Source organism: Stenotrophomonas sp. GW821-FHT09E08, from assembly GCF_059416125.1.
The window spans coordinates 68,237-92,441 of record NZ_JBWKOO010000018.1; the positions used below are offsets into that span (position 1 = coordinate 68,237).

Annotated in this window: 25 protein-coding genes and 2 tRNA genes; 10 read left to right on the plus strand and 17 right to left on the minus strand. The window is 63.5% G+C overall.

Annotated features, from left to right (window positions below; genetic code table 11):
- Window positions 1–97: 97 nt before the first annotated feature.
- Together AC07M7_RS18710 and AC07M7_RS18715 are read left to right on the plus strand one after the other, a co-directional pair.
- Window positions 98–676, plus strand: a complete 579-nt coding sequence (locus tag AC07M7_RS18710; protein ID WP_046984408.1) for a GNAT family N-acetyltransferase — start codon at window positions 98–100, stop codon at window positions 674–676.
- 110 nt (window positions 677–786) lie between these two features.
- Window positions 787–2,283 (plus strand): S10 family peptidase, encoded by a 1,497-nt coding sequence (locus AC07M7_RS18715; RefSeq protein ID WP_495208029.1) that lies wholly within the window; start codon window positions 787–789, stop codon window positions 2,281–2,283.
- A gap of 372 nt (window positions 2,284–2,655) precedes the next feature.
- Here AC07M7_RS18715 and AC07M7_RS18720 read toward each other — a convergent pair whose 3' ends face one another.
- Window positions 2,656–3,777 carry an inorganic phosphate transporter gene (locus tag AC07M7_RS18720; protein ID WP_006431323.1) on the minus strand — a complete coding sequence of 374 codons (1,122 nt, stop codon included), beginning with the start codon at window positions 3,775–3,777 and terminating at the stop codon, window positions 2,656–2,658.
- A gap of 13 nt (window positions 3,778–3,790) precedes the next feature.
- On the minus strand, window positions 3,791–4,417 hold the full coding sequence (locus AC07M7_RS18725; protein WP_004152833.1) for a DUF47 domain-containing protein: 627 nt from the start codon (window positions 4,415–4,417) through the stop codon (window positions 3,791–3,793).
- 283 nt (window positions 4,418–4,700) lie between these two features.
- Here AC07M7_RS18725 and AC07M7_RS18730 point away from each other — a divergent pair, with 283 nt between their 5' ends.
- Both AC07M7_RS18730 and AC07M7_RS18735 read left to right on the plus strand, forming a co-directional pair.
- Entirely contained in the window at window positions 4,701–6,044 is a 1,344-nt protein-coding gene (locus tag AC07M7_RS18730; RefSeq protein WP_495208030.1) for a hemolysin family protein, read from the plus strand.
- Entirely contained in the window at window positions 6,028–6,687 is a 660-nt protein-coding gene (locus tag AC07M7_RS18735; protein ID WP_046988219.1) for an exopolysaccharide biosynthesis protein, read from the plus strand. Before AC07M7_RS18730 ends, AC07M7_RS18735 begins: the two co-directional genes overlap by 17 nt.
- A gap of 92 nt (window positions 6,688–6,779) precedes the next feature.
- On the opposite strand, the gene AC07M7_RS18740 is transcribed toward AC07M7_RS18735, so the two are convergent.
- The 4 genes from AC07M7_RS18740 to AC07M7_RS18755 form a co-directional block, all read right to left on the minus strand.
- Window positions 6,780–7,277, minus strand: a complete 498-nt coding sequence (locus tag AC07M7_RS18740; RefSeq protein WP_046988220.1) for a pyridoxamine 5'-phosphate oxidase family protein — start codon at window positions 7,275–7,277, stop codon at window positions 6,780–6,782.
- A gap of 67 nt (window positions 7,278–7,344) precedes the next feature.
- A complete protein-coding gene (locus tag AC07M7_RS18745) occupies window positions 7,345–8,340 on the minus strand; it encodes an LLM class flavin-dependent oxidoreductase (protein WP_046988222.1) in 996 nt (331 codons plus the stop codon).
- Between the two features lie 208 nt (window positions 8,341–8,548).
- Window positions 8,549–9,316 (minus strand): sulfurtransferase, encoded by a 768-nt coding sequence (locus AC07M7_RS18750; protein WP_495208031.1) that lies wholly within the window; start codon window positions 9,314–9,316, stop codon window positions 8,549–8,551.
- A 369-nt stretch (window positions 9,317–9,685) separates the two neighbouring features.
- A complete protein-coding gene (locus AC07M7_RS18755; RefSeq protein ID WP_046988229.1) occupies window positions 9,686–10,051 on the minus strand; it encodes a DUF6164 family protein in 366 nt (121 codons plus the stop codon).
- Window positions 10,052–10,121: 70 nt separating this feature from the next.
- Here AC07M7_RS18755 and AC07M7_RS18760 point away from each other — a divergent pair, with 70 nt between their 5' ends.
- Both AC07M7_RS18760 and AC07M7_RS18765 read left to right on the plus strand, forming a co-directional pair.
- Entirely contained in the window at window positions 10,122–10,556 is a 435-nt protein-coding gene (locus tag AC07M7_RS18760; RefSeq protein WP_046988230.1) for an FKBP-type peptidyl-prolyl cis-trans isomerase, read from the plus strand.
- Entirely contained in the window at window positions 10,543–11,790 is a 1,248-nt protein-coding gene (locus tag AC07M7_RS18765; RefSeq protein ID WP_495208032.1) for a TIGR03862 family flavoprotein, read from the plus strand. The genes AC07M7_RS18760 and AC07M7_RS18765 overlap by 14 nt, the downstream gene beginning before the upstream one ends.
- A 109-nt stretch (window positions 11,791–11,899) precedes the next feature.
- On the opposite strand, the gene AC07M7_RS18770 is transcribed toward AC07M7_RS18765, so the two are convergent.
- The 4 genes from AC07M7_RS18770 to AC07M7_RS18785 form a co-directional block, all read right to left on the minus strand.
- A complete protein-coding gene (locus AC07M7_RS18770) occupies window positions 11,900–12,361 on the minus strand; it encodes a GNAT family N-acetyltransferase (RefSeq protein ID WP_495208033.1) in 462 nt (153 codons plus the stop codon).
- 104 nt (window positions 12,362–12,465) lie between these two features.
- On the minus strand, window positions 12,466–14,088 hold the full coding sequence (locus tag AC07M7_RS18775) for an FMN-binding glutamate synthase family protein (RefSeq protein ID WP_495208034.1): 1,623 nt from the start codon (window positions 14,086–14,088) through the stop codon (window positions 12,466–12,468).
- A gap of 55 nt (window positions 14,089–14,143) precedes the next feature.
- Window positions 14,144–15,430 carry a nucleotide sugar dehydrogenase gene (locus tag AC07M7_RS18780; protein ID WP_046984925.1) on the minus strand — a complete coding sequence of 429 codons (1,287 nt, stop codon included), beginning with the start codon at window positions 15,428–15,430 and terminating at the stop codon, window positions 14,144–14,146.
- Window positions 15,431–15,571: 141 nt separating this feature from the next.
- Window positions 15,572–16,006: a BLUF domain-containing protein gene (locus tag AC07M7_RS18785; RefSeq protein ID WP_046984924.1), complete on the minus strand. Its 435-nt coding sequence runs from the start codon at window positions 16,004–16,006 to the stop codon at window positions 15,572–15,574.
- Between the two features lie 141 nt (window positions 16,007–16,147).
- Between AC07M7_RS18785 and AC07M7_RS18790 the strand changes: the two genes are divergently transcribed.
- Window positions 16,148–16,234 (plus strand) — tRNA-Leu (locus AC07M7_RS18790).
- A 465-nt stretch (window positions 16,235–16,699) separates the two neighbouring features.
- On the opposite strand, the gene AC07M7_RS18795 is transcribed toward AC07M7_RS18790, so the two are convergent.
- Both AC07M7_RS18795 and AC07M7_RS18800 read right to left on the minus strand, forming a co-directional pair.
- A complete protein-coding gene (locus tag AC07M7_RS18795) occupies window positions 16,700–16,954 on the minus strand; it encodes a hypothetical protein (protein ID WP_495208035.1) in 255 nt (84 codons plus the stop codon).
- An 87-nt stretch (window positions 16,955–17,041) separates the two neighbouring features.
- Window positions 17,042–17,947, minus strand: coding sequence for a retropepsin-like aspartic protease (locus AC07M7_RS18800; protein WP_495208036.1), 906 nt, complete (start codon window positions 17,945–17,947; stop codon window positions 17,042–17,044).
- Window positions 17,948–18,327: 380 nt separating this feature from the next.
- Between AC07M7_RS18800 and AC07M7_RS18805 the strand changes: the two genes are divergently transcribed.
- The 3 genes from AC07M7_RS18805 to AC07M7_RS18815 all read left to right on the plus strand — a co-directional run bounded on the left by AC07M7_RS18805 (window position 18,328) and on the right by AC07M7_RS18815 (window position 21,076).
- Window positions 18,328–18,762 carry a hypothetical protein gene (locus AC07M7_RS18805; protein WP_495208037.1) on the plus strand — a complete coding sequence of 145 codons (435 nt, stop codon included), beginning with the start codon at window positions 18,328–18,330 and terminating at the stop codon, window positions 18,760–18,762.
- A 561-nt stretch (window positions 18,763–19,323) separates the two neighbouring features.
- Window positions 19,324–20,226 (plus strand): SEL1-like repeat protein, encoded by a 903-nt coding sequence (locus AC07M7_RS18810; RefSeq protein ID WP_495208038.1) that lies wholly within the window; start codon window positions 19,324–19,326, stop codon window positions 20,224–20,226.
- A 613-nt stretch (window positions 20,227–20,839) separates the two neighbouring features.
- Window positions 20,840–21,076 (plus strand): hypothetical protein, encoded by a 237-nt coding sequence (locus tag AC07M7_RS18815; protein WP_495208039.1) that lies wholly within the window; start codon window positions 20,840–20,842, stop codon window positions 21,074–21,076.
- Between the two features lie 403 nt (window positions 21,077–21,479).
- Here the strand turns inward: AC07M7_RS18815 and AC07M7_RS18820 are convergent, their stop codons facing one another.
- The 5 genes from AC07M7_RS18820 to AC07M7_RS18840 form a co-directional block, all read right to left on the minus strand.
- Window positions 21,480–21,995 (minus strand): KilA-N domain-containing protein, encoded by a 516-nt coding sequence (locus AC07M7_RS18820; protein WP_495208040.1) that lies wholly within the window; start codon window positions 21,993–21,995, stop codon window positions 21,480–21,482.
- 585 nt (window positions 21,996–22,580) lie between these two features.
- Window positions 22,581–22,928: a holin gene (locus AC07M7_RS18825; protein ID WP_495208041.1), complete on the minus strand. Its 348-nt coding sequence runs from the start codon at window positions 22,926–22,928 to the stop codon at window positions 22,581–22,583.
- A 2-nt stretch (window positions 22,929–22,930) separates the two neighbouring features.
- Window positions 22,931–23,362: a hypothetical protein gene (locus AC07M7_RS18830; RefSeq protein WP_495208042.1), complete on the minus strand. Its 432-nt coding sequence runs from the start codon at window positions 23,360–23,362 to the stop codon at window positions 22,931–22,933.
- Complete coding sequence (locus AC07M7_RS18835; RefSeq protein WP_495208043.1) at window positions 23,359–23,796, minus strand: D-Ala-D-Ala carboxypeptidase family metallohydrolase; 438 nt, start codon at window positions 23,794–23,796, stop codon at window positions 23,359–23,361. Before AC07M7_RS18835 ends, AC07M7_RS18830 begins: the two co-directional genes overlap by 4 nt.
- A gap of 18 nt (window positions 23,797–23,814) precedes the next feature.
- Window positions 23,815–23,889 (minus strand) — tRNA-Met (locus AC07M7_RS18840).
- Window positions 23,890–24,205 lie beyond the last annotated feature (316 nt).

Sequence of the window (24,205 nt, forward strand, 5' to 3'; positions counted from 1 at the left end):
GCCCGCCACTACCGGTTCATGCGCCACGGGGCCATTACACCCCCATCGGCAAACCCTGCGGGTCCATAATGCGCGCTCATCTGCGTGGACGACTGAATTGCCCGCCAACTCGCTGCTGTTCCCCGGCCTGCCGCTGCACAGCGCGCGCCTGATCCTGAGCCCGATCCGCCGTGATGACGCGGCTGCGCTGTTCACGCTGCAATCCGACCCGGCGGTGATGCGCTGGTGGAACCATCCGGCCTGGAAACGACCTGCCGAAGCCCGCGAGCAGATCGACGACGACCTCGCGGCACACGCCACCGGCACCCAGCTCAAGCTGGCCGTACGCGAATCGCTGGAGGGGCCACTGCTGGGCATCTGCGTGGTGTTTGCCGTCGACCGTGACGCTGCCCGCGCCGAGATCGGCTACCTGCTGGCGCCTGGCCTGCAGGGCCAGGGTTACATGCACGAAGCGTTGCAGCAGGTGCTGGCCTACCTGTTCCACACCCTGCGCCTGCATCGCGTGGAAGCCGAAATCGATCCGCGCAACGCGGCCTCCGCGCACGTGCTTGAACGCCTCGGTTTCCACCGTGAGGGCCTGCTGCGCCAGCGCTGGCGCATCCAGGGTGAACTGGCCGATTCGGCGGTGTACGGGCTGCTGGCCGACGACGAAGCGGCCGCCGCCCTGCCCGCTTGACCCAATCTGGCCGCAACAGGCGACAACGCCTGGCCATGGCTTTGGACACATACGGCGCGGCACCGTAGCGGCCTAGCATCGGAACCCCCTTCCGCTGCCGATCCGGTGCCATGAAGTCCCTGCTGCTCACTGCCGCGCTCTGCGTCGGCCTGCTCATTGCTCCCGCCAGCGTGCTGGCCGCGCCCGCCGCCGAAACCAAGTCCGATGCCAAGGACGACAAGACCGAGGTACCTGCGCTGCCGGCCGATGCGTCCGCTCGCCAGAGCATCCGCCTGGCCGGTCGCGCCCTCGACTACACGGCCACCGTTGGCACCCTGCCGGTGCGCGATGAGAAGGGCAAGGTGATCGCCGACGTGGTGTTCACCGCCTACACGATGCCGGGCAAGGACCGGCCGGTGACCTTCGCGCTCAATGGCGGCCCCGGCGCTTCGTCGGTCTACCTCAACATGGGCGCGATCGGTCCCAAGGTGGTGACCTTCGGTTCGGAAGGCGACAGCGCCTCAGCGCCGGCCACCCTGCACGACAACCCGGGCACCTGGCTGGACTTCACCGACCTGGTGTTCATCGATCCGGTCGGCACCGGCTTCAGCCGCGCACGCATCGGCGATGACGAGGCCAAGAAGCAGCTGTACAACCCCAACGCCGACATCGAGTACCTGTCGCGCTCGATCTACGACTGGCTGCTGCGCAACCAGCGCATGGCCTCGCGCAAGTACCTGACCGGCGAAAGCTACGGTGGCTACCGCGGCCCGCGCATCACCCACTACCTGCAGACCCGGTTGGGCGTGGCAATGAACGGCCTGGTGCTGGTGTCGCCGTACCTGAGCCCGACCCTGGAAGACAACGCCGATGTCTCGCCGATGGCGTGGATGCAGACGCTGCCGTCGATCGCCGCCGCGCACCTCGAGCGCCAGGGCAAGCTGACCGACGCGGCGATGCGTGACGTGGTCGAGTACACCCGCGGCGACTACGCCACCGCGCTGATGAGGGGCCGCAGCGATCCGCAGGCCACCGAGGCGATGCTGCGCCGGGTGACCGAGCTGACCGGCCTGGATCCGCAGTTCGTGCGTCGTGCCGGTGGCCGTCTGGAAACCCAGGCGTACCTGCGCGAGGTGTTCCGCGACAAGGGCACGCTGGGCAGCCGCTACGATTCCAACGTGACCGCGTTCGATCCGTTCCCGAACGATCCGGAGCAGCGTGCCAACGATCCGCTGCTGGACAGCATCATCGCGCCGACCACCACGGCGATGGTCGACTTCGTCACGCGCGTGGTCGGCTGGAAGGTGGATTCCCGCTACCAGGCGCTGAACTACGAGGTGAACCGGTTGTGGGACCGCAACGGTGATCTGCGCCAGGGCGCGGTGACCCAGCTGCGCCAGGCGGTGGCGATCGATCCGCACCTTCAGGTCTTGATCGTGCATGGCTGGAACGACCTGTCGTGCCCGTTCATGGGGTCGATCCTGACGGTGGACCAGATGCCGGCGATGGGCAGCAATCCGGACCGGGTACAGGTACGCAGCTATCCGGGCGGGCACATGTTCTACAGCCGGGCGGACAGCCAGGCGGCATTCCGGAAGGATGTGCAGGCGTTGTTCCAGCGTAACTGAGGGGTTCGGCCGGGCCTGCGGCCCGGCACCCGCCGGATCAACTGCAACTGCAACTGCAACCGCAACGTCAAAAGCCGGGTTCCCGTGGGCTGGCGAGGCGGGATGGGGTTGCAGGACACGCCGTAAACCCATCCATGGGGGCTCGATGGCGCCATCCATGGCGCCAACGGTCCTGCAACCCCACCCCACCCCGCCGCTGACAGATTCCTGCGGCTGTTGGTGGGTGCCGACCGTTGGTCGGCACGCTGGATACGGAAAATTCTTCGCCCATGAAAAAAGCCCGCCGGTATCCGGCGGGCTTTTTCGATTGTTGGGGTCAGATCCTTTTCCCCGCAGGCAAAGGGCTCTGACCCTAAGCTAAGGCCGCGGGCCTCAGGTCCAGCCGAACAGCTCGAACAGCTTCAGGATCAGGTACGCACAACCACCTGCTGCCGGAATGGTCAGGATCCAGGCCCAGACGATGCGTTCGATCACGCCGAACTTCAGCGAACGCGGGTTCTTGGCGAAGCCGACGCCCATGATTGCGGTGGAGATGCTGTGCGTGGTCGAGACCGGCATGCCGAAGTGGGCCGCCAGGGTCAGGATGGTGGCCGAGCTGGTCTCTGCGGCGAAGCCATGGATCGGGTGCAGCTTGACCATCTTGTGACCCAGGGTCTTGATGATCTTCCAGCCGCCCGAAGCGGTACCGGCAGCCATCACCACCGCGCAGGTCAGCACGATCCACATGGCGATGCCATCGCCGGCATGCGCGTCCGGATGCATGAAGGCCAGCCACGACGGCAGGTCATTCAGTGCACCGGTTGCTTCGGCACCGATCAGGGTCATCGCAATGATGCCCATGGTCTTCTGCGCGTCGTTATGACCGTGTGCGAAGCCCATGTAGGCCGCCGAGGCGATCTGTGCCTTGCCGAAGAAGGCGTTGACGATGCGCGGACGGGCCAGGCGGCCGATGGCACCACCGATCTTGGCCAGGCCGGCGATCAAGCCCCACAGCAGCACCATCACCACGATGCCCAGCAGGAAGCCGGCGATCGGCGAGGTGATCATCGGCACGAACACCTTCCACAGCAGGCCCTTGTTCTGCGCCCAGCTGCCCAGGCGCTCGGACCAGATCAGCGCGTCCCAGTTGTTGTGGGCCGCAGCCAGGCCGGCACCGCAGAGGCCACCGATCAGGGCGTGCGAAGACGAAGACGGCAGGCCCTTCCACCAGGTGATCAGGTTCCAGATGATGCCGCCCAGCAGCGCGCACAGGATCACCTGCGGGGTCACGTCGACCACGTTGGTGTTGAGCAGGCCCGAAGCGATGGTCAGCGCCACCGCTGTACCGGTCAGTGCACCGATGAGGTTCATGAAGGCGGCCAGCATCACCGCCCAGCCGGGCGAGAGCACTTTGGTCGCCACCACAGTGGCAATGGAGTTGGCGGTGTCGTGGAAGCCGTTGATGAACTCGAAGACGAGTGCGGCCAGGATCACCACCAGGACAAGGGTCAACATGCGGCGGCGTCCGTCAGCTGTTCTTCAACACGATCTGGTATGCCACCACGCCGGCCTCGCGGCAGCGGTCGATGGCCTTTTCCAGGATCTCGAAGAATTCCTTCAGCAGGAACATCTGCAGGTTGTCCAGGCGGCCCGAATAGATGTCGCGGTACAGCTCGAGCATCAGGCGGTCGGCCTCGTTCTCCAGCGAGCGCAGCTTCTCGTTGAGCGCGGTCATCCGGTCCAGGTTCATGTGGCGCAGGTCGGCCACCATCTCCACCACCACGCCGGCAGCCTGCTCCAGCATCGCCGCGCGCGGCGCGAAGTCGATGTGCTCCAGGTGGGTCGTGGCCAGCGAATAGCGATCGGCGAACTTCTCGATCTGCTTGGGAATCTTGTACAGCGCCGAGCCCAGCGCTTCGATGTCCTCGCGCTCGATCGGGGTCATGAAGCTGTCCACCAGCGCCTGGCTGATCTTGTCCGAGGCCGCGCGTTCGCGCAGGCGGGCCAGCTTGAAAGCGTCCAGCGCTGGCTGGCGGTCGGCCTCGCGCAGCATGGAGTGCAGCGCCTTGGCGGCATCGGACGCCGCGACGGCAGCCTCATCGAGCAGGGTGTAGAACTGTTTGCCGGAACCGAAAATGGTCTGCAGAGAGAACATTGAGAAACCTGTCAGCCGTCGCGGGAAGGACGGCACCAGACGGAATTATGACGGCTAGATGACCATCTCGGGTATCCCCGCCTCCTTTCGGGGGCTGGAGACCCTCAACCTGAACAGGCAGTTGCCACCCTGCCACGGCCCTTTGCTAAGATGCCAGCGCGCCCTCGGGCGCACCTTATGGACGACGACCCTTATCCCCCTGCGCCGCGCCGGACCCTGTTCCTGAGCGCCTGCCGCCATCGCAAGCACCCGCCCTCCCTGCCACCAACCGGGGACGATGCCCGTGTTTGAGATCCTGATAGTCTTGGCCCTGATCGTGTTCAACGGCTTTTTCGCCATGTCCGAAATGTCGGTCATGACCTCGCGCAAGAGCCGCCTGAAGCAGATGGCCAGCACTTCCAAGCGCGCCGCCAAGGCGCTTGAGCTGTCCGAGAAGCCGGAAAACTTCCTGTCCACCGTCCAGATCGGCATCACCCTGGGCGGCATCCTGACCGGCGTGTACGGCGGTGAGGCCATCGGTAACAGCATCGCCCACCACCTTCAGGTGATGTTCCCGTCGCTGGCCGACACCATCACCCTGTTCGGCAATCCGCAGCCGCTGTCGAACCTGATCGGCAAGACGCTGGCCGTGGCGCTGATCACCTTCCTGACGCTGATTTTCGGTGAGCTGGTGCCCAAGCGCCTGGCCATCACCCGTTCGGAAGACATCGCTGGCATGGTCGCCCTGCCGATGGGCTGGCTGGCCCGAATTGCATTCCCGGCCGTGTGGCTGCTGTCCCATTCGACCCGCTTGGTCCTGCGCCTGATGGGGCTAGGCAAGGACGAGGCCGCACAGGTGACCGAAGAAGAGATCCGCATGCTGGTGGCCGAAAGCCACGAGGCCGGCGTGATCGACGCCCACGAGCGCGACATGATGAACCGCGTCATGCGCCTGGGCGATCGTACCGCCGACAGCCTGATGACCCCGCGCAACCGGATTGCCTGGCTGGACACGCAGGGCGGTCTGGACAAGAACCTGGAGATCATGGCCGAGCATGAGTTCTCGCGGTACCCGGTGTACCGCGACAACGACATGGACGTGGTCGGCGTGCTTGAACTGAAGTCGTTGGCCACACGTATGGCGCGCGGTGACAACGCGCTGTTCCAGACCCTGCGCGAGCCGCTGTACGTGTCTGAATCCACCCACGCGATGAAGCTGCTGGAGATCTTCCGCGAGGAACAGCAGTCGATGGCGCTGGTGGTGGACGAGTACGGCGAGATCCAGGGCCTGGTGACCATCAGCGATCTGATGGGCGCGGTGGTTGGCCGTCTGCAGGCCACCGAAAATGCCGACGAAGATGCGCTGGTGGTGACCCGCGAGGACGGCTCGCTGCTGGTGGACGGCTCGCTGCCGATCGAGGACCTGCGCGAGCTGATCGGCAGCAACGACCTGCCCGATGCCGAGGATGGCGACTACTACACGCTGGCCGGCATGTGCATCCACTACTTCGGCCGCATCCCGCACGCGGGCGAGTACTTTGACTGGGCCGGCTGGCGCTTCGAGGTGGTCGACCTGGACGGTGCCCGCGTGGACAAGCTGCTGCTGCGCACGCTGTCGGACGAGCAGGCCGATGAGCTCACCGCCTGAGGCCGGCCAGGGTCCGGGCGTTGAGCGCCCGGCCTACCGCAACGAGGGCATCCGCACCCTGCTGGAGATGTTCGCCTCCGGCGACCCGGCCGAGCACATGCCGCTCGGCCAGATCCTGTGCAACCTGCAGCAGAGCGCCTTCGGCGTGTTCCTGTTCGTGGCGATCCTGCCATCGTTCATCCCGATTCCGGGCATGGGAGGCGCGGTCAGCGGCCCACTGGTAATTCTGATCGGGGTGCAGATGCTGTGCTGCCTGCGCCGGCCCTGGCTCCCGGGCTTCATTGCCCGCCGCGGCCCCAGACGCAGCACCATGCACCGCTTCCTCGACCGCATCGATCGCCCGCTGCGGCGGCTGGACCGGATGTTGAAGCCACGGCTGCCGCAACTTCTCACGCCACTGCCGGCGCATGCCTTCACCGGCCTGCTGCTGGTGCTGCTGGGCCTGCTGCTGTCGCTGCCGATCCCGTTCACCAACTTCCTGTTCGGTTTCCAGCTGCTGCTGTTCTCGCTGGCACTGCTGGAACGCGATGGCGCGCTTATGCTGTTCAACTGGATCGCAGCGCTGGCAGCGATCGCGTTCTTCGGTTTCAGTTCCGGGCAGCTGGTGGGCTATACGGTGGAGTTGTTCCAGCGCTGGTTCTGAGCCGGAACCCGGTACAGCCGGCCGCTGGCCGGCCGCCACGTTTCCAGAATTGCCGGCCAGCGGCCGGCACTACCAATACCGGACATCGGCCATCACCGAAGGTCAATGAACCCGTTGTCGGCCAACTGCCCGGGCTCGTCCTGCACTGCTGACAACACGAACGTCAGCGCCTTGCCCAGCAACGTGCCCGGGCCATCCCAGTACTCGGCCGAATCGGCGCGCACATGGATCAGGCGCAGGTTGGGATCATCCTTGCCACCGGGGAAGAACAGTTTCATCGCCGGCGACCACAATTCCTCGATCTTTGCGCGGTCATCGACGACGCGCGCACGCCCCGCGACCGACACGTAAGTATTCTTCGACGGCGAGGCATAGGCCACGTTGACGTGCGGATCGAGCGCGATTTCAGCCACCTTCGGACTGTCGGCAGTGATGACGAACCACAGGTCGCCGTCGAAGGCGACCTGCTGGGTGGCCAGCGGCCGGCTGTAGAGGCGGCCATCGACACCGGTGGTGGTGAACATCGCCACCTCCACGTCCCTGATCAGTTCAGCCAGCTGGGCAATGTGTTCAGTGCGGGCGTTGGACATGTGGGGGCTCCATGAGTGGGAGCCCCATCAGACCGTGCATCGCTGCAACAGCTCGTGACGCAATTGTTCAGCCCGCGTGGCGGGCGTGCCAGGCCTGCATCGCCAGTTCGAACGAGCGCAGGCGCGCGCGGTGATCGTACAGGTTCGCGGTGAGCATCAGCTCGTCGGGCTTGTGCCGCTCAACGAAAGCGGCGATGCCCTCGGCCACCTGCTGCGGATCGCCGAGGACGGTGCAGGCCAGTGCCCGCTCCACGCCCAGCTTCTCATGCGGCTCCCAGAACGACTCGATGTCGTCGATGGGTGCCGGAATCTTGCCCGGGCGGCCGCGACGCAGGTTCACGAAACTCTGCTGCTGGCTGGTGAACAATCGACGCGACTCGGCTTCGCTGTCGCTGGCGACAACGTTCAAGGCGAGCATGGCGTGCGGTTGCTTCAACGTCGCCGAAGGACGGAACTCACGGCGGTACACCGCCAGCGCTTCGTCCATCACGTCCGGTGCGAAGTGCGAGGCGAACGCGTACGGCAGGCCCATCGAGGCGGCCATGCGCGCACCGAACAGGCTGGAACCGAGGATCCAGGTCGGCACCCGCAGGCCACCACCCGGAACGGCCTGCACCGCTTGCCCGGGCTGCACCGGCTCGAAGTAGTGCAGCAGCTCGCGCACGTCCTGGGGGAACTGGTCGGCGCTGTCGAAGTAGCGGCGCAGTGCACGCGCAGTCGGCTGATCGGTGCCCGGCGCACGGCCCAGGCCGAGATCGATGCGGTCCGGATACAGCGAGGCGAGCGTGCCGAACTGCTCGGCCACCTGCAGCGGCGCATGGTTGGGCAGCATGATGCCCCCTGCACCGACGCGGATGCGCTTGGTGCCGCCGGCGACATGGCCGATCAACACCGCAGTGGCGGCGCTGGCGATGCCGGGCATGTTGTGGTGTTCGGCCAGCCAGTAGCGGCGGTAGCCCAGCCCATCGGCATGCTGGGCCAGCTCCAGCATGTTGGCGAAGGCGGCGGTGGTGTCACTGCCCTCGCAGACCGGGGCCAGGTCGAGAATCGACAATGGAATCATCAGGCGGTTTTCCGTCACAGGATTCCCCATGCATGGGGACGGCGAGGCGCGGCGGCCAGTGACGGTAGCGGGATGCTGATTCCCGTGGGGCGGGTTCAGGGCCGCCGGGCATGGCCCGGGGTGCCATGCGTGTTGGGTAGTGCCGGTCGCTGGCCGACAGACGGAGAGCCCTTGCAGCCGGCCAGCGGCCGGCTCGACCGGCGCCCTGTCAGAACGCGCTGGGGCGCGGCTCCGGCATCGGCTGGTCGACCATCGGCTTCAACTCGGCATCCAGCGCCACGCGCTCGTCGAACACGAAACAGCGTCCTTCGTAGCCCTCGCCCCCCACCTCCTCGAAGTAACCGAGGATGCCGCCGTCGAGCTGCAGCACGTTGTCCATGCCGTCGTTGACCATCCACAGCGCAGCCTTCTCGCAACGGATGCCACCGGTGCAGAAGCTGACCACGGTGCTGTCCTTCAGCGCCTCGCGGTGCGGCGCCAGCGCCTCGGGCAGGTCGGTGAACTTGTGGATGGGCAGCACCAGCGCATCCTTGAAGGTGCCGTACTCCACTTCCTGCAGGTTGCGCGTATCGAGCATCACCACCGGCTTGCCGGCGTCGTCATGCCCCTGCCGCAACCAGCGCTGCACGGTGGCCGGATCGATCGCCGGGGCGCGCGGGTAATCCAGCGGCTGGCCGTCGTCGCGACGGAAGCTGATGATCTCGTCCTTCACCTTGGCCTTCAGCCGCGCGAACGGCTGGTGCTCACTGAGGCTGGTCTTGACCCGCATATGTGCGAAGCGCGCATCGGCACGCAGCGCCATATAGAAACCCTCGATGGCCCCAGGCGCACCGGCCAGGAACAGGTTCAGCCCCTCGCCTGCCACCAGGATCGTGCCCCGCAGCCCAGCCGCCTCGGCACGCTCCAGCAGCTGGTCGCACAGGGCCTGGGGGGCGTCGATGACGGCGAAATGGTAGGCGGCGGTATTGGCGATCATCCCGCCATTTTAGCGCCTCCCGCCCCTCCGGACAGATTCAGGGGTCAGAGCCCTCTGCGCAGCAGAGGGATCCGACCCCAAGCCCGGCAGACACCCGGAATCTGTCAGGGGTGGGGCGGTGTGGGCAGGCGGGGGCGCAGAGCACCATGGGCCCGGGGCATGCGCTGGGCGGGTTGGGCAGGACGCCCAACCCCGGTCTTGCCGTGTGCGCAGGACAGCGCACACGAGCAAGGCGCTCTACGAGGCACGCAGGAGCAGCTTTTGCCGTCCCCCGCCTGCCCACACCGCCCCGCCCTCCCACTTAAGCCCGGCTTTTGACGTTGCCGTTGCCGTTGCGGGTGCCGGGTGCAACCCGACCGGAAGTCCCCCTTACCCCCGCAACAGCACGAACGGCAGCAGCACCAGCGCCGCCGCACCGGCCATCGCCAGCAGCACCAGCACCACATATGCCGGTCGGCGCCGGAACAGGCTGCCGAAGGTCTCCGCCGTGCCCTCGCGCAACGCCTGCTCGCGCTCGGCACGGATGCGCGGCCCGCGTTCGGCCTGGTATTCGGCCATCAACGCCTTGGCGCGCGGATGATCGGCATCCTCGCGCAGCCACAGGCCGCCATTGGAGATGCCCCACGGGCTGGGTTCGGTGCGATACCAGGCGATGCCGTGCTGGTCGAGCAGCGTGCAGACATCGGCATATTCGTCGTTGCCGACATTGCGCAGATTGAGCAGGAGTTTTGCCATGCGCCCATGATACCCGGCGCCGATGCGCTACCCTTGCCGCCCTCGCCCTGCGCCCTTCCGGAGACGCCCGATGCGCCGCCTGCTGCTTCCCCTGCTGCTGTCCCTCGCCGCCGTTGGCTGTTCGAGCGAACCCGCCGGCCCGCCGCCGGGCGGCACCCTGACCACCTTCGAGCGCATCGATACCGTGCCTGGCACCGGCACCGAAGCCGTTGCCGGCAACAAGGTCACCGTGCACTACACCGGCTGGATCTACGACAACCGCACCGAAACCAAGCACGGCAAGACCTTCGACAGCTCGGTCAGCCGTGGCGAACCGTTCACCTTCGCGCTCGGCGCCGGCCAGGTCATCCGCGGCTGGGATGAAGGCGTGGCCGGCATGAAGGTCGGTGGCAAGCGCACCCTGATGATTCCGCCGGACTACGGCTACGGCGACCGTCGCGTCGGCCCGATCCCGGCTGGCTCGTCGCTGGTGTTCGATGTCGAGCTGCTCGATGTCAAACCGTAATACCGCAACGCCACACCGGGTCGCCGTCGTCGGCGGTGGTCCGGCCGGCCTGTTCGCCGCGGAGCGCCTGCGCGCGGCCGGGCTGGAGGTCGACCTGTACGAGGCCAAGGGTTCGCCCGGCCGCAAGTTCCTGATCGCCGGCAAGGGTGGGCTCAACCTCACCCACTCCGAGCCGCGCCCGTTGTTCGACAGCCGCTACCGCGAGCAGGTCGCCACGGTCGGCCGATGGCTGGATGGCTTCGACGCGCAGGCGCTGCGCGATTGGGCCGCCGGTTTCGGCGTGGAAACCTACGTCGGCAGCTCCGGCCGCGTGTTCCCGGTCGACCGCAAGGCGGCACCGCTGCTGCGCGGCTGGGTGCGCCGATTGAGGGAACAGGGCGTGCGCCTGCATGCCAACCATCGCTGGATCGGATGGAGTGACGACGGCGCCCTGCGCTTCACCACGGAAGAGGGTGAGATCGCGGTCCACGCCGATGCCACCGTGCTGGCAGTAGGTGGTGGCAGCTGGCCGCAGCTCGGCAGTGACGGCGCTTGGGTCACACCATTGCAGGCACATGGCGTGGACATTGCCCCTCTGCAATCAGCCAACTGCGGCTTCGACGTCGACTGGACGCCGTTCTTTGCCCAGCGCAACGCCGGCGCGCCGCTGAAGCCGGTGGTTGCTCACTGGATCGACCTGGACGGCCAGCCGCGGTCGCTGCAGGGCGAATGCGTGGCCAGCGAGTACGGCATCGAAGGCAGCTTGGTCTATGCGCTGGCGGCCGATCTGCGCGAGACCATCAACCGCGATGGCCACGCCATGCTGTGGTTGGACCTGGTGCCGGGCCGCGACGAGGCACGCCTGCTTGCCGACCTGTCGCGCCCGCGCAAGGGCCGTAGTTTTGGCGAGCATCTGCGCCGCCAGGCCGGCCTGGATGCAGTGAAGGCCGCGCTGGTGTTCGAGCTCCTCGGCAAGGAAGCGGGCAACGATCTGAGCGCCGTGGTGGCCACGCTCAAGCGCCTGCCGCTTCGGCTGCTGCGCCCGCGGCCGATGGCCGAAGTGATCAGCACCGCCGGTGGCGTGCGCCTGGATGCGATGGATGAGGGCTTGATGCTACAGGCGCTGCCCGGCGTGTTCTGTGCCGGCGAGATGCTGGACTGGGAAGCCCCCACCGGGGGCTATCTGCTGACCGCGTGCTACGCCAGTGGCCTGCGTGCTGCGGAAGGCGTGATCGGGTGGTTGGCCGGGCGGTGAAGCCCGCCCTGTAGAGTCGAGCTTGCTCGACTGCATTGCGTTGTAGAGCCGAGCCTATGCTCGGCTTGAATCAAAAGCAGCCGAGCGCGGGCTCGGCTCTACGCACTGGTCACCACGGCCTGCGCATGCTCACCGAGGCCAGCGAAACACCACTGGGATGCAGGTAAGCCTCTTCGCGCACGCTGACGAAGCCCTGCCGCTGGTAGAACGGTACGGCATTGAGCGAGGCCGACAGCACGACCTCGCGCTCCTGGTCGGCCATCGCCAACAGTCGCTGCATCAGGGCCTGGCCGATGCCCCTGCCACCCTGATCCGGGTCGACGAACAACGCATCCACTTCGTTGGCCTCAAGATCAAACACGCCGAAGCCCAGCAGGTCTCCCTGCGTGTCCTCGGCCACCACGCAACCGCCCTGCCCAAGCAACCGCGCGTACTGCACCGGCGGCGGTGAAGCCGACCAGGGGGCGATCACCTCCGGCGGGTAGTGGCTACTGCAGGTTTCACGCACGCAGCGCGTACGCAGCGCCCACAACGTGGCCACGTCGGCCATGGTGCCGGTCCTGAACTGCATGACGCCTCCTTGGTAGCGCCGAGCCCATGCTCGGCTGTTCTTCGTTCCAACGTCGCGATGCCTGATTGAAAGGCAGTCGAGCAAGACTCGACTCTACAGAAGCGTCATCGCGATTTGCTGGCGCGCAACGCCTGGATCTTCGGCGGTGGCTGGAACGAGTCGCTGCGTGCATCGGCCCAGAAAGCATGGAACACCGCGTGGTCCGGCACCTTGTGCAGCAGCTCGCCCGGTTCCAGATAACGGTACAGCGACGCCAGCGAACGGATCTCAACGGGCGAAACACGACGCAGGATGTGCTCCGGACCCAGCTCCGCCGGGTCATTCAAACCTGCAGCGCAGAGCAGCTCCTTCAAGGCGTGCAGCGTGTGCTCGTGGTAGCTGTACACACGCGTTGCCTTGTCCGGCGCATCGAGGTGCTTCCAGCGTGCCGGGTCCTGGGTGGCGATGCCGGTCGGGCACTTGTCGGTGTGGCAGCTCAGCGACTGGATGCAGCCCAGCGCGAACATGAAGCCACGGCCGGCATTGCACCAGTCGGCCCCGAGCGCGATGGTGCGCGCGATGTCGAAGGCACTGGTGATCTTGCCTGCCGCGCCGATGCGGATGCGATCACGCAGGTCCAGGCCGACCAGAGTGTTGTGCACCAGCAACAGGGCCTCGTGCATCGGCACGCCGACATGGTCGACGAACTCGGCCGGGGCTGCGCCGGTACCACCCTCGGCACCATCGACCACGATGAAGTCCGGCAGCAGGCCGGTCTCCTGCATCGCCTTGGCGATGCCGAACCACTCCCACGGATGACCAATGGCCAGCTTGAAGCCGACCGGCTTGCCGCCCGACAGCTCGCGCAGGCGGGCGACGAACTGCAGCAACTCGACCGGCGTGGAGAACGCCGAGTGACGCGAGGGCGACACGCAGTCCACGCCCATCGGCACGCCACGGGTCACCGAAATCTCGGCGGTCACCTTCGGCGCCGGCAGCACGCCGCCGTGGCCGGGCTTGGCACCCTGCGACAGCTTGATCTCGATCATCTTGACCTGGTCATGGGTGGCATTGGCAACGAAGCGCTCCTCGCTGAAACCGCCCTTCTCGTCGCGGCACCCGAAGTAGCCCGAGCCGATCTCCCACACCAGGTCACCCCCCATTTCGCGGTGATAGGGTGAAATCGAGCCTTCGCCGGTGTCGTGGTAGAAGCCGCCGCGCCGCGCGCCTTCGTTCAGCGCACGGATCGCATTGGCCGACAGCGAGCCAAAGCTCATCGCCGAGATATTGAACACGCTGGCCGAATAGGGCTTGGCGCAGTTGGCACCGATCAGCACGCGGAAGTCATGCTTGGCGATGGCCGTCGGCGCCAGCGAATGGTTGATCCACTCGTAGTCCACAGCGTACGTACTGCGCAGGGTGCCGAACGGCACCGTGTCCATTTCGTTCTTGGCGCGCTGGTAGATCAGCGCGCGCTGCTGGCGCGAGAACGGCACGTCCTCCAGGTCGCTCTGCACGAAGTACTGGCGGATCTCCGGGCCGATCGATTCCAGGCCGTATCGGAAGTGCGCCATCACCGGATAATTGCGGCGCAGCGTGCTGCGCTTCTGCAGCAGGTCCCAGGTCCCCAGCGCCACCATCGCGGCAGTCAGGCCGACGCCCCAGTACCAGGCCGGCCATATCACGGCCAGCCACAGGCAGATCGGGAACATCAGGATGGCGAGCAGGTAGACGATATACCGGTGCATGGCTTTCCTCGGTTGCAACTGCCCCCGAGTCTACCGCGCCGACTGCCGCCGGGGTTTACAGTCGATCGTCAACCACGTTGCGCGGCCAGGCCGACTTCACGTCGTAGACCAGGCCACCGGGCGCCAGCAGGCTGCGGATCCGTGTTTCATCCATCGCCTTGAAGTGGGCGTGTGCCACGGCCAGCACCACCGCGTCGTAGCAGCCTGCCGCTGGCTCGGCAAGCCACTGCACACCTTCGTCGGCCAATGTGGCGGGGCCGACCCATGGATCGCTGACCTCGACCTGGGCACCGGCATCGCGCAGGCGTTGCGCCAGTTCCAGCGCGCGGCTGTTGCGCAGGTCCGGGCAGTCTTCCTTGAAGGTCACGCCCAGTACCAGGATGCGCGCCTGCGCCGGTGCGCGGCCGCGTTCGGCCAGCATTGCCAGCACCCGCGTCGCCACATGCTCACCCACGCGGTTGTTGACCTGCCGCGCGGTATGGATCAGGTCCGGGTGGAAACCCACGCTCTCTGACTTGTGCAGCAGGTAATACGGATCCACGCCGATGCAGTGGCCGCCAACCAGGCCCGGCCGGAACGGTAGGAAGTTCCACTTGCTGCCCGCCGCGTCGAGCACGTCCTGGGTATCGATGCCGAGCCGGTCGAAGATCAGTGCCAGCTCGTTGACCAGCGCGATGTTGACATCACGCTGGATGTTCTCGACCACCTTGGCCGCTTCGGCCACGCGCATCGACGGCGCCGGGAACGTACCGGCAGCGATGATGCGCTGGTACAGGCCGTCGATCACCGCAGCAACTTCCGGTGTCGAGCCGGAGGTGATCTTGCGGATGTCGGCCAGGCGTCGCTGGCGATCACCGGGGCTGACCCGCTCCGGGCTGTAGCCGCAGTAGAAGTCTTCGTTGAAGCGCAGGCCGGAGCCCTGCTCCAGCAGCGGCACGCACACTTCTTCGGTGGTGCCGGGATACACCGTGGATTCGTAGATCACCAGGTCGCCAGCACGCAGGTGGCTGGCGATCAGCCGCGTGGCCGAGCGCAGCGGCTCCAGGTCGGGCTGCTCGTAGGCATCGATCGGCGTCGGCACGGTCACGATATAGACGTTGCACGCGTCAAGCAGATCCGGATCGCTGCCGTACTCCAGCAGCTGCGCACTGGCCAGCTCGTCGGCTTCCATTTCCAGCGTGTGATCCACGTCGTTGCGCAGCTCGGCGATGCGCCCGGCATCAATGTCGAAACCCAGCGTCGGCCAGTGCCGGCCGAAGGCCACCGCCAGCGGCAGCCCGACATAGCCCAGGCCGATCACGGCAAAACGGGGTGCGTCGGCCGCTGCAACAGGCACATTCATCGGCACGCCCAGTGCAAGAGGCAAGGCTTCACGTTCGCAGCCATCGCTTCGGCCAATACGCTCATTCGCTGTACCACTCGGAGGAACCCACGCCGGAAAGGCTACAGCGTAACGGCCTCGCCCCCCCGCCGCCAAGGCAGTTCAGGACCCCAGTGCGACCGCTGCCGGTTCGAGTTCGCCATCGGCACCGGTCCAGGCCTGGCGCAGGCGTTCGAAGCCACCGCTGCCCTGCAGGAAGCCTGGCCAGGCGGCATCGACGATCTGCGCCAGCAGGTCCGCTTCGATCCGTCGCGTGCCCATCGACCAGCGCGGGAATGCACGCTGCGCTACCGGCGCACGGCACAACACCTTCAGCTGCCCATGGCTGCGCGCGTTGAGGATGCGCGGGAACACCGAATCGATGCCATCTTCCGGACCTTCCAGGTATTGCAGGAAGCGCGTGCCGTCGAACATCAGCACGCCGGTGACGCCGGCTACACGATTGAATGCCGAGGCATCGGCCAGCAGGCGGTCAAGATCGGTTGTCTGCAGATCGGCGCGGGCCTCACTGGCATAGGCAATCGCGTGCAGCGACATCAGGTGGCTCCCCCCCTGGGAACGATGGTTGGGACTATGACATGAACAGGCACAACAGTTAAGCAAGTCCCCGCAGGTCACTGCTCCGGTGCAATCCAGCCGTCGTGCGGCAGGTGGGCTACAATCGGCGCCGCGCTGCAGGCCCGGATGGCGAAACTGGTAGACGCATCGGACTTAAAATCCGCCGACCGCAAGGTCATGAGGGTTCGATCCCCTCTCCGGGCACCAAGGCTTTTGCGACTTTTCTGAGAGTTCAATTCGCTCCGCAATTTTCAGCGCGCTCCGCAATGTTTAATTTGAACGCCACGGGACGACCATGAGCAACACATTCAGGGACACGTCGTATGACGACAAGACTTGCGCCAGATGCGGGTCCATCTACAGCACCAAGATCTTCAAGGCACCGTTCAAGGACAACGACGCGTTCAACTGCGTTGTATGCGGGAATGTGCTGGATAGCTGGCGGTCGACTTCGATCCCCACATACACCCTCAAGCAACGCGGCCCTGGTGCGCCGTCCGAGGAATGATGCCGTAGGGCAATGGCCACTCCACTGCGACCGTGCGTCGCACAGCGCGTTTCAGATTGCTACACGCCGCGGCGCATCTGCTGCAGCCCTGCCCTCACCCACGCCTTGCGCGCGTCCTTCGGACGGGGCTTTGTCGCCAGCGGCTTGCGAGACTCAGGCCCGCCCTAGACCCGCTCCATCGACTCGATCTCTTCCGGCAGGTTGTCGCCGTGAGCAAAGATCAGCCTCGGCTCCTCGTACTCGCCGGTCTCAACGTCTGCCCTGCCCATCATCGCAACAACCATCGGCTTCGATTCGGCCAGGCGTTCAGCCACGCGCCGGGCCTGCTCCAGGTCCCTGGCGTAAAACGGCGTGTCGGCGCTCAACCGGGTCTTGACCTTGGTGTAGCTCTGAACCACGTGGTATGTCGTCATCGTCATTGTCCGTCCTCCAGTCCATCTACATCACTGTCCGGGGTCAGGATCGACGCCCGGCAGCGCCCTGACTGGAAGGATACGAATGCCATCTCAGTCCTTGTGGAAGTTTCCATTTGGACGCAAGTAGACAGCCCCGGCCCTCGTGTCCAATAGAATGTTAAATCTCTGGAGAATCTCGCTTCCAATCGTGCCGTCATCGCTAGTCGCGTCATCGTCGATACTGAACGAGACCTCCGGCTGACTTAGCTTCAACTCCTGGCTTCCGAGCAAAGACATGCTCGCATCAGAAATACGTGCGTTAATCGCACGGATCCAGTTGCCCCTGCTACCGCTGAATCGCGACGTTCCTACAGTCCGTGTGAATACGTCTTTGAGACGATGGCGGGAGGCGAATGCATAGCTAAGGTCGATCGACCCATTGCTCCCAGTATCCAACAAGAGCCATGCATGGAGAGTAGTATCCTCCTCGCGCAGAGCGACATCAATGGCAGGCACATTATCAATCCATCGTGCGCTAACCCGAGCGTATCCCGCCGTATCTGGCAAACTGCTGTGGACAAACAAAATCCTCTTATCATAGTTGATCTCTAGAACGCGCCCATCGAAGAACTTCCAGCCTAGAACCGCATCGAAAGGCCGATTCCTGTAATCAATGATGACCGCCCCCATTGCGGCATGCATATCACCGACAGAAACCGCATTTTCCTCACTGTAGTCCACCAAGGAAACTCCGTCGGAACCGATGTTCTCAGTTTGACGATTAATTTTCATTGCGGCTGCATCTCGCGCAGCAAGTGAGACGGCCATACCATCTGCCCCAGTATCCACCAAAAACCTGAGAGGCCGCGACTGGTTGATCGTGCCTTCGACGTAAATCCTATGATCTTTGCCCTGCTCGAAGGGAATTGCAATTGTCTCTGCGACAGCAGCCGGAACAAACGTTAAACCAGCCAGTACGAGAAGAGCGTAAGGACAGACACGGTCAAGCTTTGCCATTGAGGGCTCCTTGTTGAACTGCAAGTCGATGCAGTTCCCGTTGGATGCCCGATTGAGGAAAATGGTTTAAAGCCAGTACTCATTAGTAGCCGGGAGCACCGGCCCTCACTCCGCTCATTCTTCGTCCATCAATTCCTTCACCCGGGCTTGGCCGCTGCAGATGCTATGGGCAGCTCCAGGGCTTCCCTGATCCGCTGGGTTCACCCCCGTTTTCACGGACACTTACAAGAAGGCCGATTCAGGCCATGAGGAGTGTTCATGTCAAAGCGTAGGAAGTTCAGTGCCGAGTTCAAGCGCGGTGCGGTTGAGCATGGTACTGTCCAACCCGCAGGCTGGATTGTCTGCACATCGCTTTCTAAGGAAAGGAGTTCATCGTGCAAATGAAGTCTCTCGCTTTCGGCATCGCGCTCTTGATTGGTGTATCTGCCAGCCCCGTAGTTTCCAGCGCTGATGCCGCGCCGTTGAAGACGAGCACCACTATCGAGTCTCGGACCACATACTTGAAAGGGTCCGTCGAAGCCACTTCGGTCTTAGATTGGGTTAAGGCTCACTCACCAGCGTATGCGCCTATTACTTCTGCGGGAGAAATCTCGGTAGTTCTCAAGCAGATCGCTCCTCGATTCACGGCGCGTTCCGCCTCCGAGGGTCCGCCTGTGGCGCTACCCGCCTCCGGCCAGCAAGGCGAGGAGATCACAATCACGAATCGGCATTCCGATGGAACCATCGAAACGTGGGCCTACACTTGGCGCGACAGTGGCTGGGTGTTGGTTGAGTACCATTTCAAGGACGGCTACAACCCTGAGAACGTGAAGTAATCAAGTCTCGCTCTTAGGACACCGCCAGTCCAAGCAGGCCCCCGTTCACGCGGGGGCTTTGCTTTTTGGCTGCCTGTACAGACCAAGCTGTCGAGTGAGGGCGAGTCGAGCTTGACTCACCTCTGTGCCGGCGCGGCGCTGCTCAAGCGCCCCCGGGTTGAGCTGCCTGCGGCCCCGGATCCGGCACAGTCAGAATGCCAGCGCCGGGGGCTGGGCACTATCGGGCAACCACCCACTGACGTCCGGGGTTCTCCCTACGCAGCCAGCTGGTGCTCGTAGAACGGCGACACGTCCAAGCGCCAGCAACCACTTTCTGACCAACCGGAAGCCGCTGGAGCACGCCCAACAAACCGCAATTCACAATGAACCTACACTGAACAAATGCGATGAAGAGACTAGGGGTACTAGCTTCTGGCTCCGTTGTATTGGGAAGAGAATTGATGCAAAGACGTGCAAGCCGCCCTATAGCGACAGATGCGAATTACCAAAGCCTCAATAGGCCTAGATCTTTCAGCGGTTCGCAGGGCATTCCGAATGAGTACTCCATCTGAGCCACCCGTCATGAACTGGAAGAATGTGTCGCTGGCTGCGTTAGCAGTTTCCCTAATCACGCTATGCGCACTACTTGCTGCTGCATTCAACAACAAGACACCCGTCTCGCCCGACGATCGCCGCAACCCGTCCCGCGACAACAGTGAGGAAGCTCCCCTAAGGGCTGAGGCAAAATTTAGTTCAATTTTGATAAGGGATAAAAAGCTCGATCCACGCTATGTCCAACCAATCGGAGCAAAGGCATTCGCAATTTCTAGAACCGGCGACTTCCGCCCTGAAGGCGACGCTAAATCATACATCCAGTCCCGTTTGGACGCCGCAAACGCAGGCGATAGCACAGCGACTTTTGATATCTATCTCGCTGCATTGGATTGCCGAAATGCCGGCTCACCAAGCGAATTGCAATCCGCCTCCCGACTGCCAGACCAACTTAGCAAACAGGACGCTTTAGAAACGTCCGAACGTCGCCTCAGTGAATGCGAGCAGCTCCTTAAAGATCCCGCACTTTCCTCACCTGGAAAATGGCTACTTCAAGCAGCGAAGCAAGGTTCGATTGAGGCGATGCTCCTCTACACAATCGATACTGAATCGGCCTTCGGAGGCTCCGCCAATGCTGTCCGCAATCCTGAATTAGTAGTCGACTGGAAGAAGAACTCGATCTCTTTCCTTAACACCGCTGCCAGCAGCGGGAGCGTCGACGCACTCATATCCCTTGCTCAAGCCAACAACAATGGAATCATCACTGATAGAAATCCAACGGAGGCCTATGCCTATTACTTGGCTGCGCGTCGTGCGATGCCACACGCAATGTCAGAAAGACTACTTGAGCGCCACAAGGAAGAACTCAACTCATCGCAGCAGCAGAACGCCATCAAACGTGCCGAGGCAATCTACAAAGACTGCTGCCAATAATTGTAAGGACGACTCTCAATGGCAAACGGACGCAACGTATGCAGCGCATTACTCGCCGCACTCCTTATCTTCTGTGCTTGGGCGTGGTATGCCAAAGCAGCTGAGCCCGAGCTATTCGGCCCCGTCGAATGCAGCGCATGTTCCCTCGAGACTCCTAACCCAGGCATAGCTACAAAGACTTTTCTGGAAGCTTGGGCATGGGACGTACGGCATACATATTGGCCCCCAAACCAGATGTACGTCAACGTTAACGACAAAATAATGGTCTGCAACGGAACGACGTGCGTAACCTACACATTAACCGATAGCGGCCAGTACTTCGGTGGGAAGCCGGAAAGACAAACAACTAATCCCAGGGGTGGTGGTGGTGGCGGCGGTGGAGGAACCGGCGGAACCGGTGGCGCCAATCTAGGTAGTGGTTGCTATGGAAGTTGCGGACGCACAGGCACAGTAACAGTCGGGAGTCCGAGCAATCCTGGCGGCGGCGGTAGCGGCGGGGATTTCAAGAAGCCGCGCAGTGTCACAAAGAAGCCAGAGTAGTTCATCGTCGGCCCCTGCGACGCAGCAAGCAATCATGGCCTCCACCGCTTGACTACTTCCCGAGGTTCAACTCGTGGCCATTTCCATTTACTGCGCCGCAATCGCACTCATAGCTGGACTCTTCGGCGCCTCGCCCTGGAGGGCATTCCTAATGGGCGGCGGCGTTGCCTTTGTTTCCGGATTCATTGCGATCACCATTGAAAGAAGATTCAACGAATGGACTGACATCTATCTAAGCGCCCCCCTGGCCCTTATGTTTGCCGCTGCTGCTGCAGTCATGGCCTTCACCGTGGCAAAGACAAAGCGCTAGATTCCACCTCATGCGACACATCTGCACTCCTTACGCCCCTCAGCACGAGGGGCGTTTTTCTTAAGCTCTACTGAGAGTTTCCAATGGAGCCAATGCTTAGCGAGGAATAGCACATGGCCGCTATCTGGCCGCACCAGCCGTCTCCGCGATGTGATGGCGAGCTGTGCTGTCAGTGCCCCGTTACGTCGGCCACCGCGGTCATGCCGAGCTGATTGAAGACGGCGGCGTTGTCGCTCGAAGGAATCAGCGCGGTGCTGCCCGCCGTATAGAACTGCTGCGGGCCGATCCCGTTGCGGTTCGGGCCGCTGATCCGATAGCCAGTACCGCACCGTGGTGCACATCGCGTCCACGATGACGCACAGCCCGATGACAGCAGCGATGCTCACTAGGCCCTCTACCCAGTTCATGCCACAGCCTCAGCCGGGAACAGGGGCATCACCACCTGCGCCTCCAGCCTGGCCAACTCGCGCTGCAGCCCAGCCTTCTCGCGCTTCCGGTTGTTCATCAAGCGCGATCCGTAGGCGCCCTTGGCAGCAGAGTCCTTCTCCGCTACCTGGGCGGCCTGAAGCTGCTGCCAGACCGACATAGCTCGGCGCTGGCCAGTCCGCAGCAGCTCATCAATCTGGAGATCACACCAGACTGCGAACTCCGTGCTCAGCCATCGGGCGAAGTGGACCGCCAGCTTCGGGTGGAACCAGGTGCCACCGCCCCTGCCGCGAGTCGCCCGGATCAAATCGCCGGAATCCCGGTGATTTAGCTGACGGGTCAGTTCAGCCATGTATTCCTGAGTCTCTGCGTTGTCCAGGTAGTGCTGGACGCGCTTTCCGAAACGGTCGGCAGCCGAGGTCGCATGGAACCAGCCGTCATCGGTGAAGCGCACGGCGCTCCCCTTGAAGTCGAGGTTGATGATGTTGGACATACCTGCTCCTTCTGGATCTGCCTGAAGAGGAAGCGCGGCCAGCCTGTCGGGCAGGACGACAGACGTTCGGCTGATCTGGCCTAGGCCGCGCTTGAAACGAAAAACCCGGCGCTTGGCCGGGTCTCTGTATTGGAACTGCTGCTGGTTGGGATTCCGCCTGTTCACCTTCAATCTGGCGCGGCAGATGGGTCTGAGCTCAATGTCACAATTGGGCATCGCCCTCCTTGCGGGTACGCTGTGCTTGCGACCAGCACAACCACATAGGAGTGCGAGATGAAAGATGAAGTTGCTCATGAGCTAGACGGCGCGGAGGCCGAAGATCGCATGCACATTGCAACCGACCTAACCAACATCACTGTGGCCCCTACTTTCAGCGCTGAGAAAGCAGCCAGGCATCGATGCCTACCGACTGCTATCGGACTTCCTTGCAGCGATGCCAGACGACAAGGTTCAACGCGACGGAGGCCTTACCCGTACACTGAAAGAAGAATTGAAAAGATCCTGATCTTTTCACCGTGCTCTCTTCGACGAACACCTTCGGCATCAGTACTCACCGAAGTACTTCCAACATTGATGAATGTTTACTCATTGCCCACCTCCCGTAGCCGGCAACTCCGCTGAACCAATCCGCCGGATCCAGTTCCGCCACGGGGCGAACTTGCCGACCAGGCCGAAAGCCCCAGCAATCCCCCACATCAACAGGCAGCCGCGCCAGGAGTAGAGGTTGGCCCCCAGCAGGCAGGCCATGCCCAGGGTGAAGCTCATCCAGCCCATCAGCACGAACGAAGCGCCCAGGCCCAGTTCAACCAGGCCCTCGCCTCGGGCCAATACGCGCAGCTCGCGGATCCGAACATCGTTGAGGCCAAACAGCGCGGTCAAGAACACCACCAGCAGCGCTGGCACCGCGGCCACCGACCAAAAGTGATACGTCATGATCAGCCCTCCTTCGGGGGCAGGAACCGCCGGATCAGCTGTTTGACCAGCGCCCCGGCACTACGGATGAGCTCAGGTCCCCAGTTCTGAGCGGTAAACCCCAGCAGCATCGCCGCAGAGGCATGCACGCCGGTGCTGGACCAGCGGTAGCCGGTCAGCTCCGGGCCCAGCACGCTGACGCCCACGGCCAGCACCGTGCTCGACAGGAACGAGGCAGCGAGACCGCGCCGATTCTCGGACCCGTGATACCACACGCCGACCAGGCTGCCCGCTGCAGCGCCGACCAGCACATTGAACGGAACGCCGAGGTAGGCCGTGGTCATCTCCAGGTGGATCCACTCGCGGTACAGCGGCGAGGCTGGCGTCGGCGCAGCCGTGGCCGCAGCGATCAGCGCACCCACCCACAGTTTGGTGCTGGCAAGTAGCTCGCTCATGGCTCCCTCAGATCAATCTTGCGGTAGACCGTCTTACCGCCAACCTTCACCGCGGCAAGCTGCTCCCGCCGATGGCGGGGGCCATAGGACACGTGCACCCAGCTGCCGAATTCCTCAATGACCTGGTCAAACGGAAGGCCCATCCTCACGATCGTCCTGGCCAGCTCCACCGAGGGCATCCCTGGAACATGAATGTCAGCGGCTTGGCCAAGACGGTGCTGACTGGTGGCCGTGCCGCCCACCGCTCGGTTCACCGCCTCAGATCGGAAGGCCGAATTCACTCTCACAGGCTTACCGATCGCGTCACGCAGTGGCTGCAGGATCTTCTGTGCCAGCTGGCGAAGATTGGCGATCTCAGCCTCGTTGGGAACGTTCGGCAAATTCCGGCCAGTGACCGTCAGCTCGGCCAGGCTGAAGTTGGCAGTGAGCTGCATGGTGACCTCTTTGTGAACTGGTAGCAGTGGCCCGATTCGAACGGGCGACCTCCGGGTTATGGGCCCGGCGAGATGCCGCTACTCAACGCTGCTGATAATGATTTCTCAATGCGTCAAATGGCACTGAAGCCAAGTGCCCGCTGAGTCTTGATCCCTTCGCAATTGATGCGTTCAATAGCGAACCGACCGCCAAGCGCAATCAGCAATCAAGAATGACCAAAGCGATGGACACCCAAGACCTCAGGCGAGCACTTGAGCGCATTCAGCTGGAACTGGCTTCGGCCAAGACTGTTCTTGGCGACATAGAACGGATATGTGAGGAGACTCACGAAGGGGTTCTACCCCGATATCACGGACGGTTCTAAAAGAGCCGCAACCTTCTGATCCTGCCTGGCGACCCTTCGCCGCA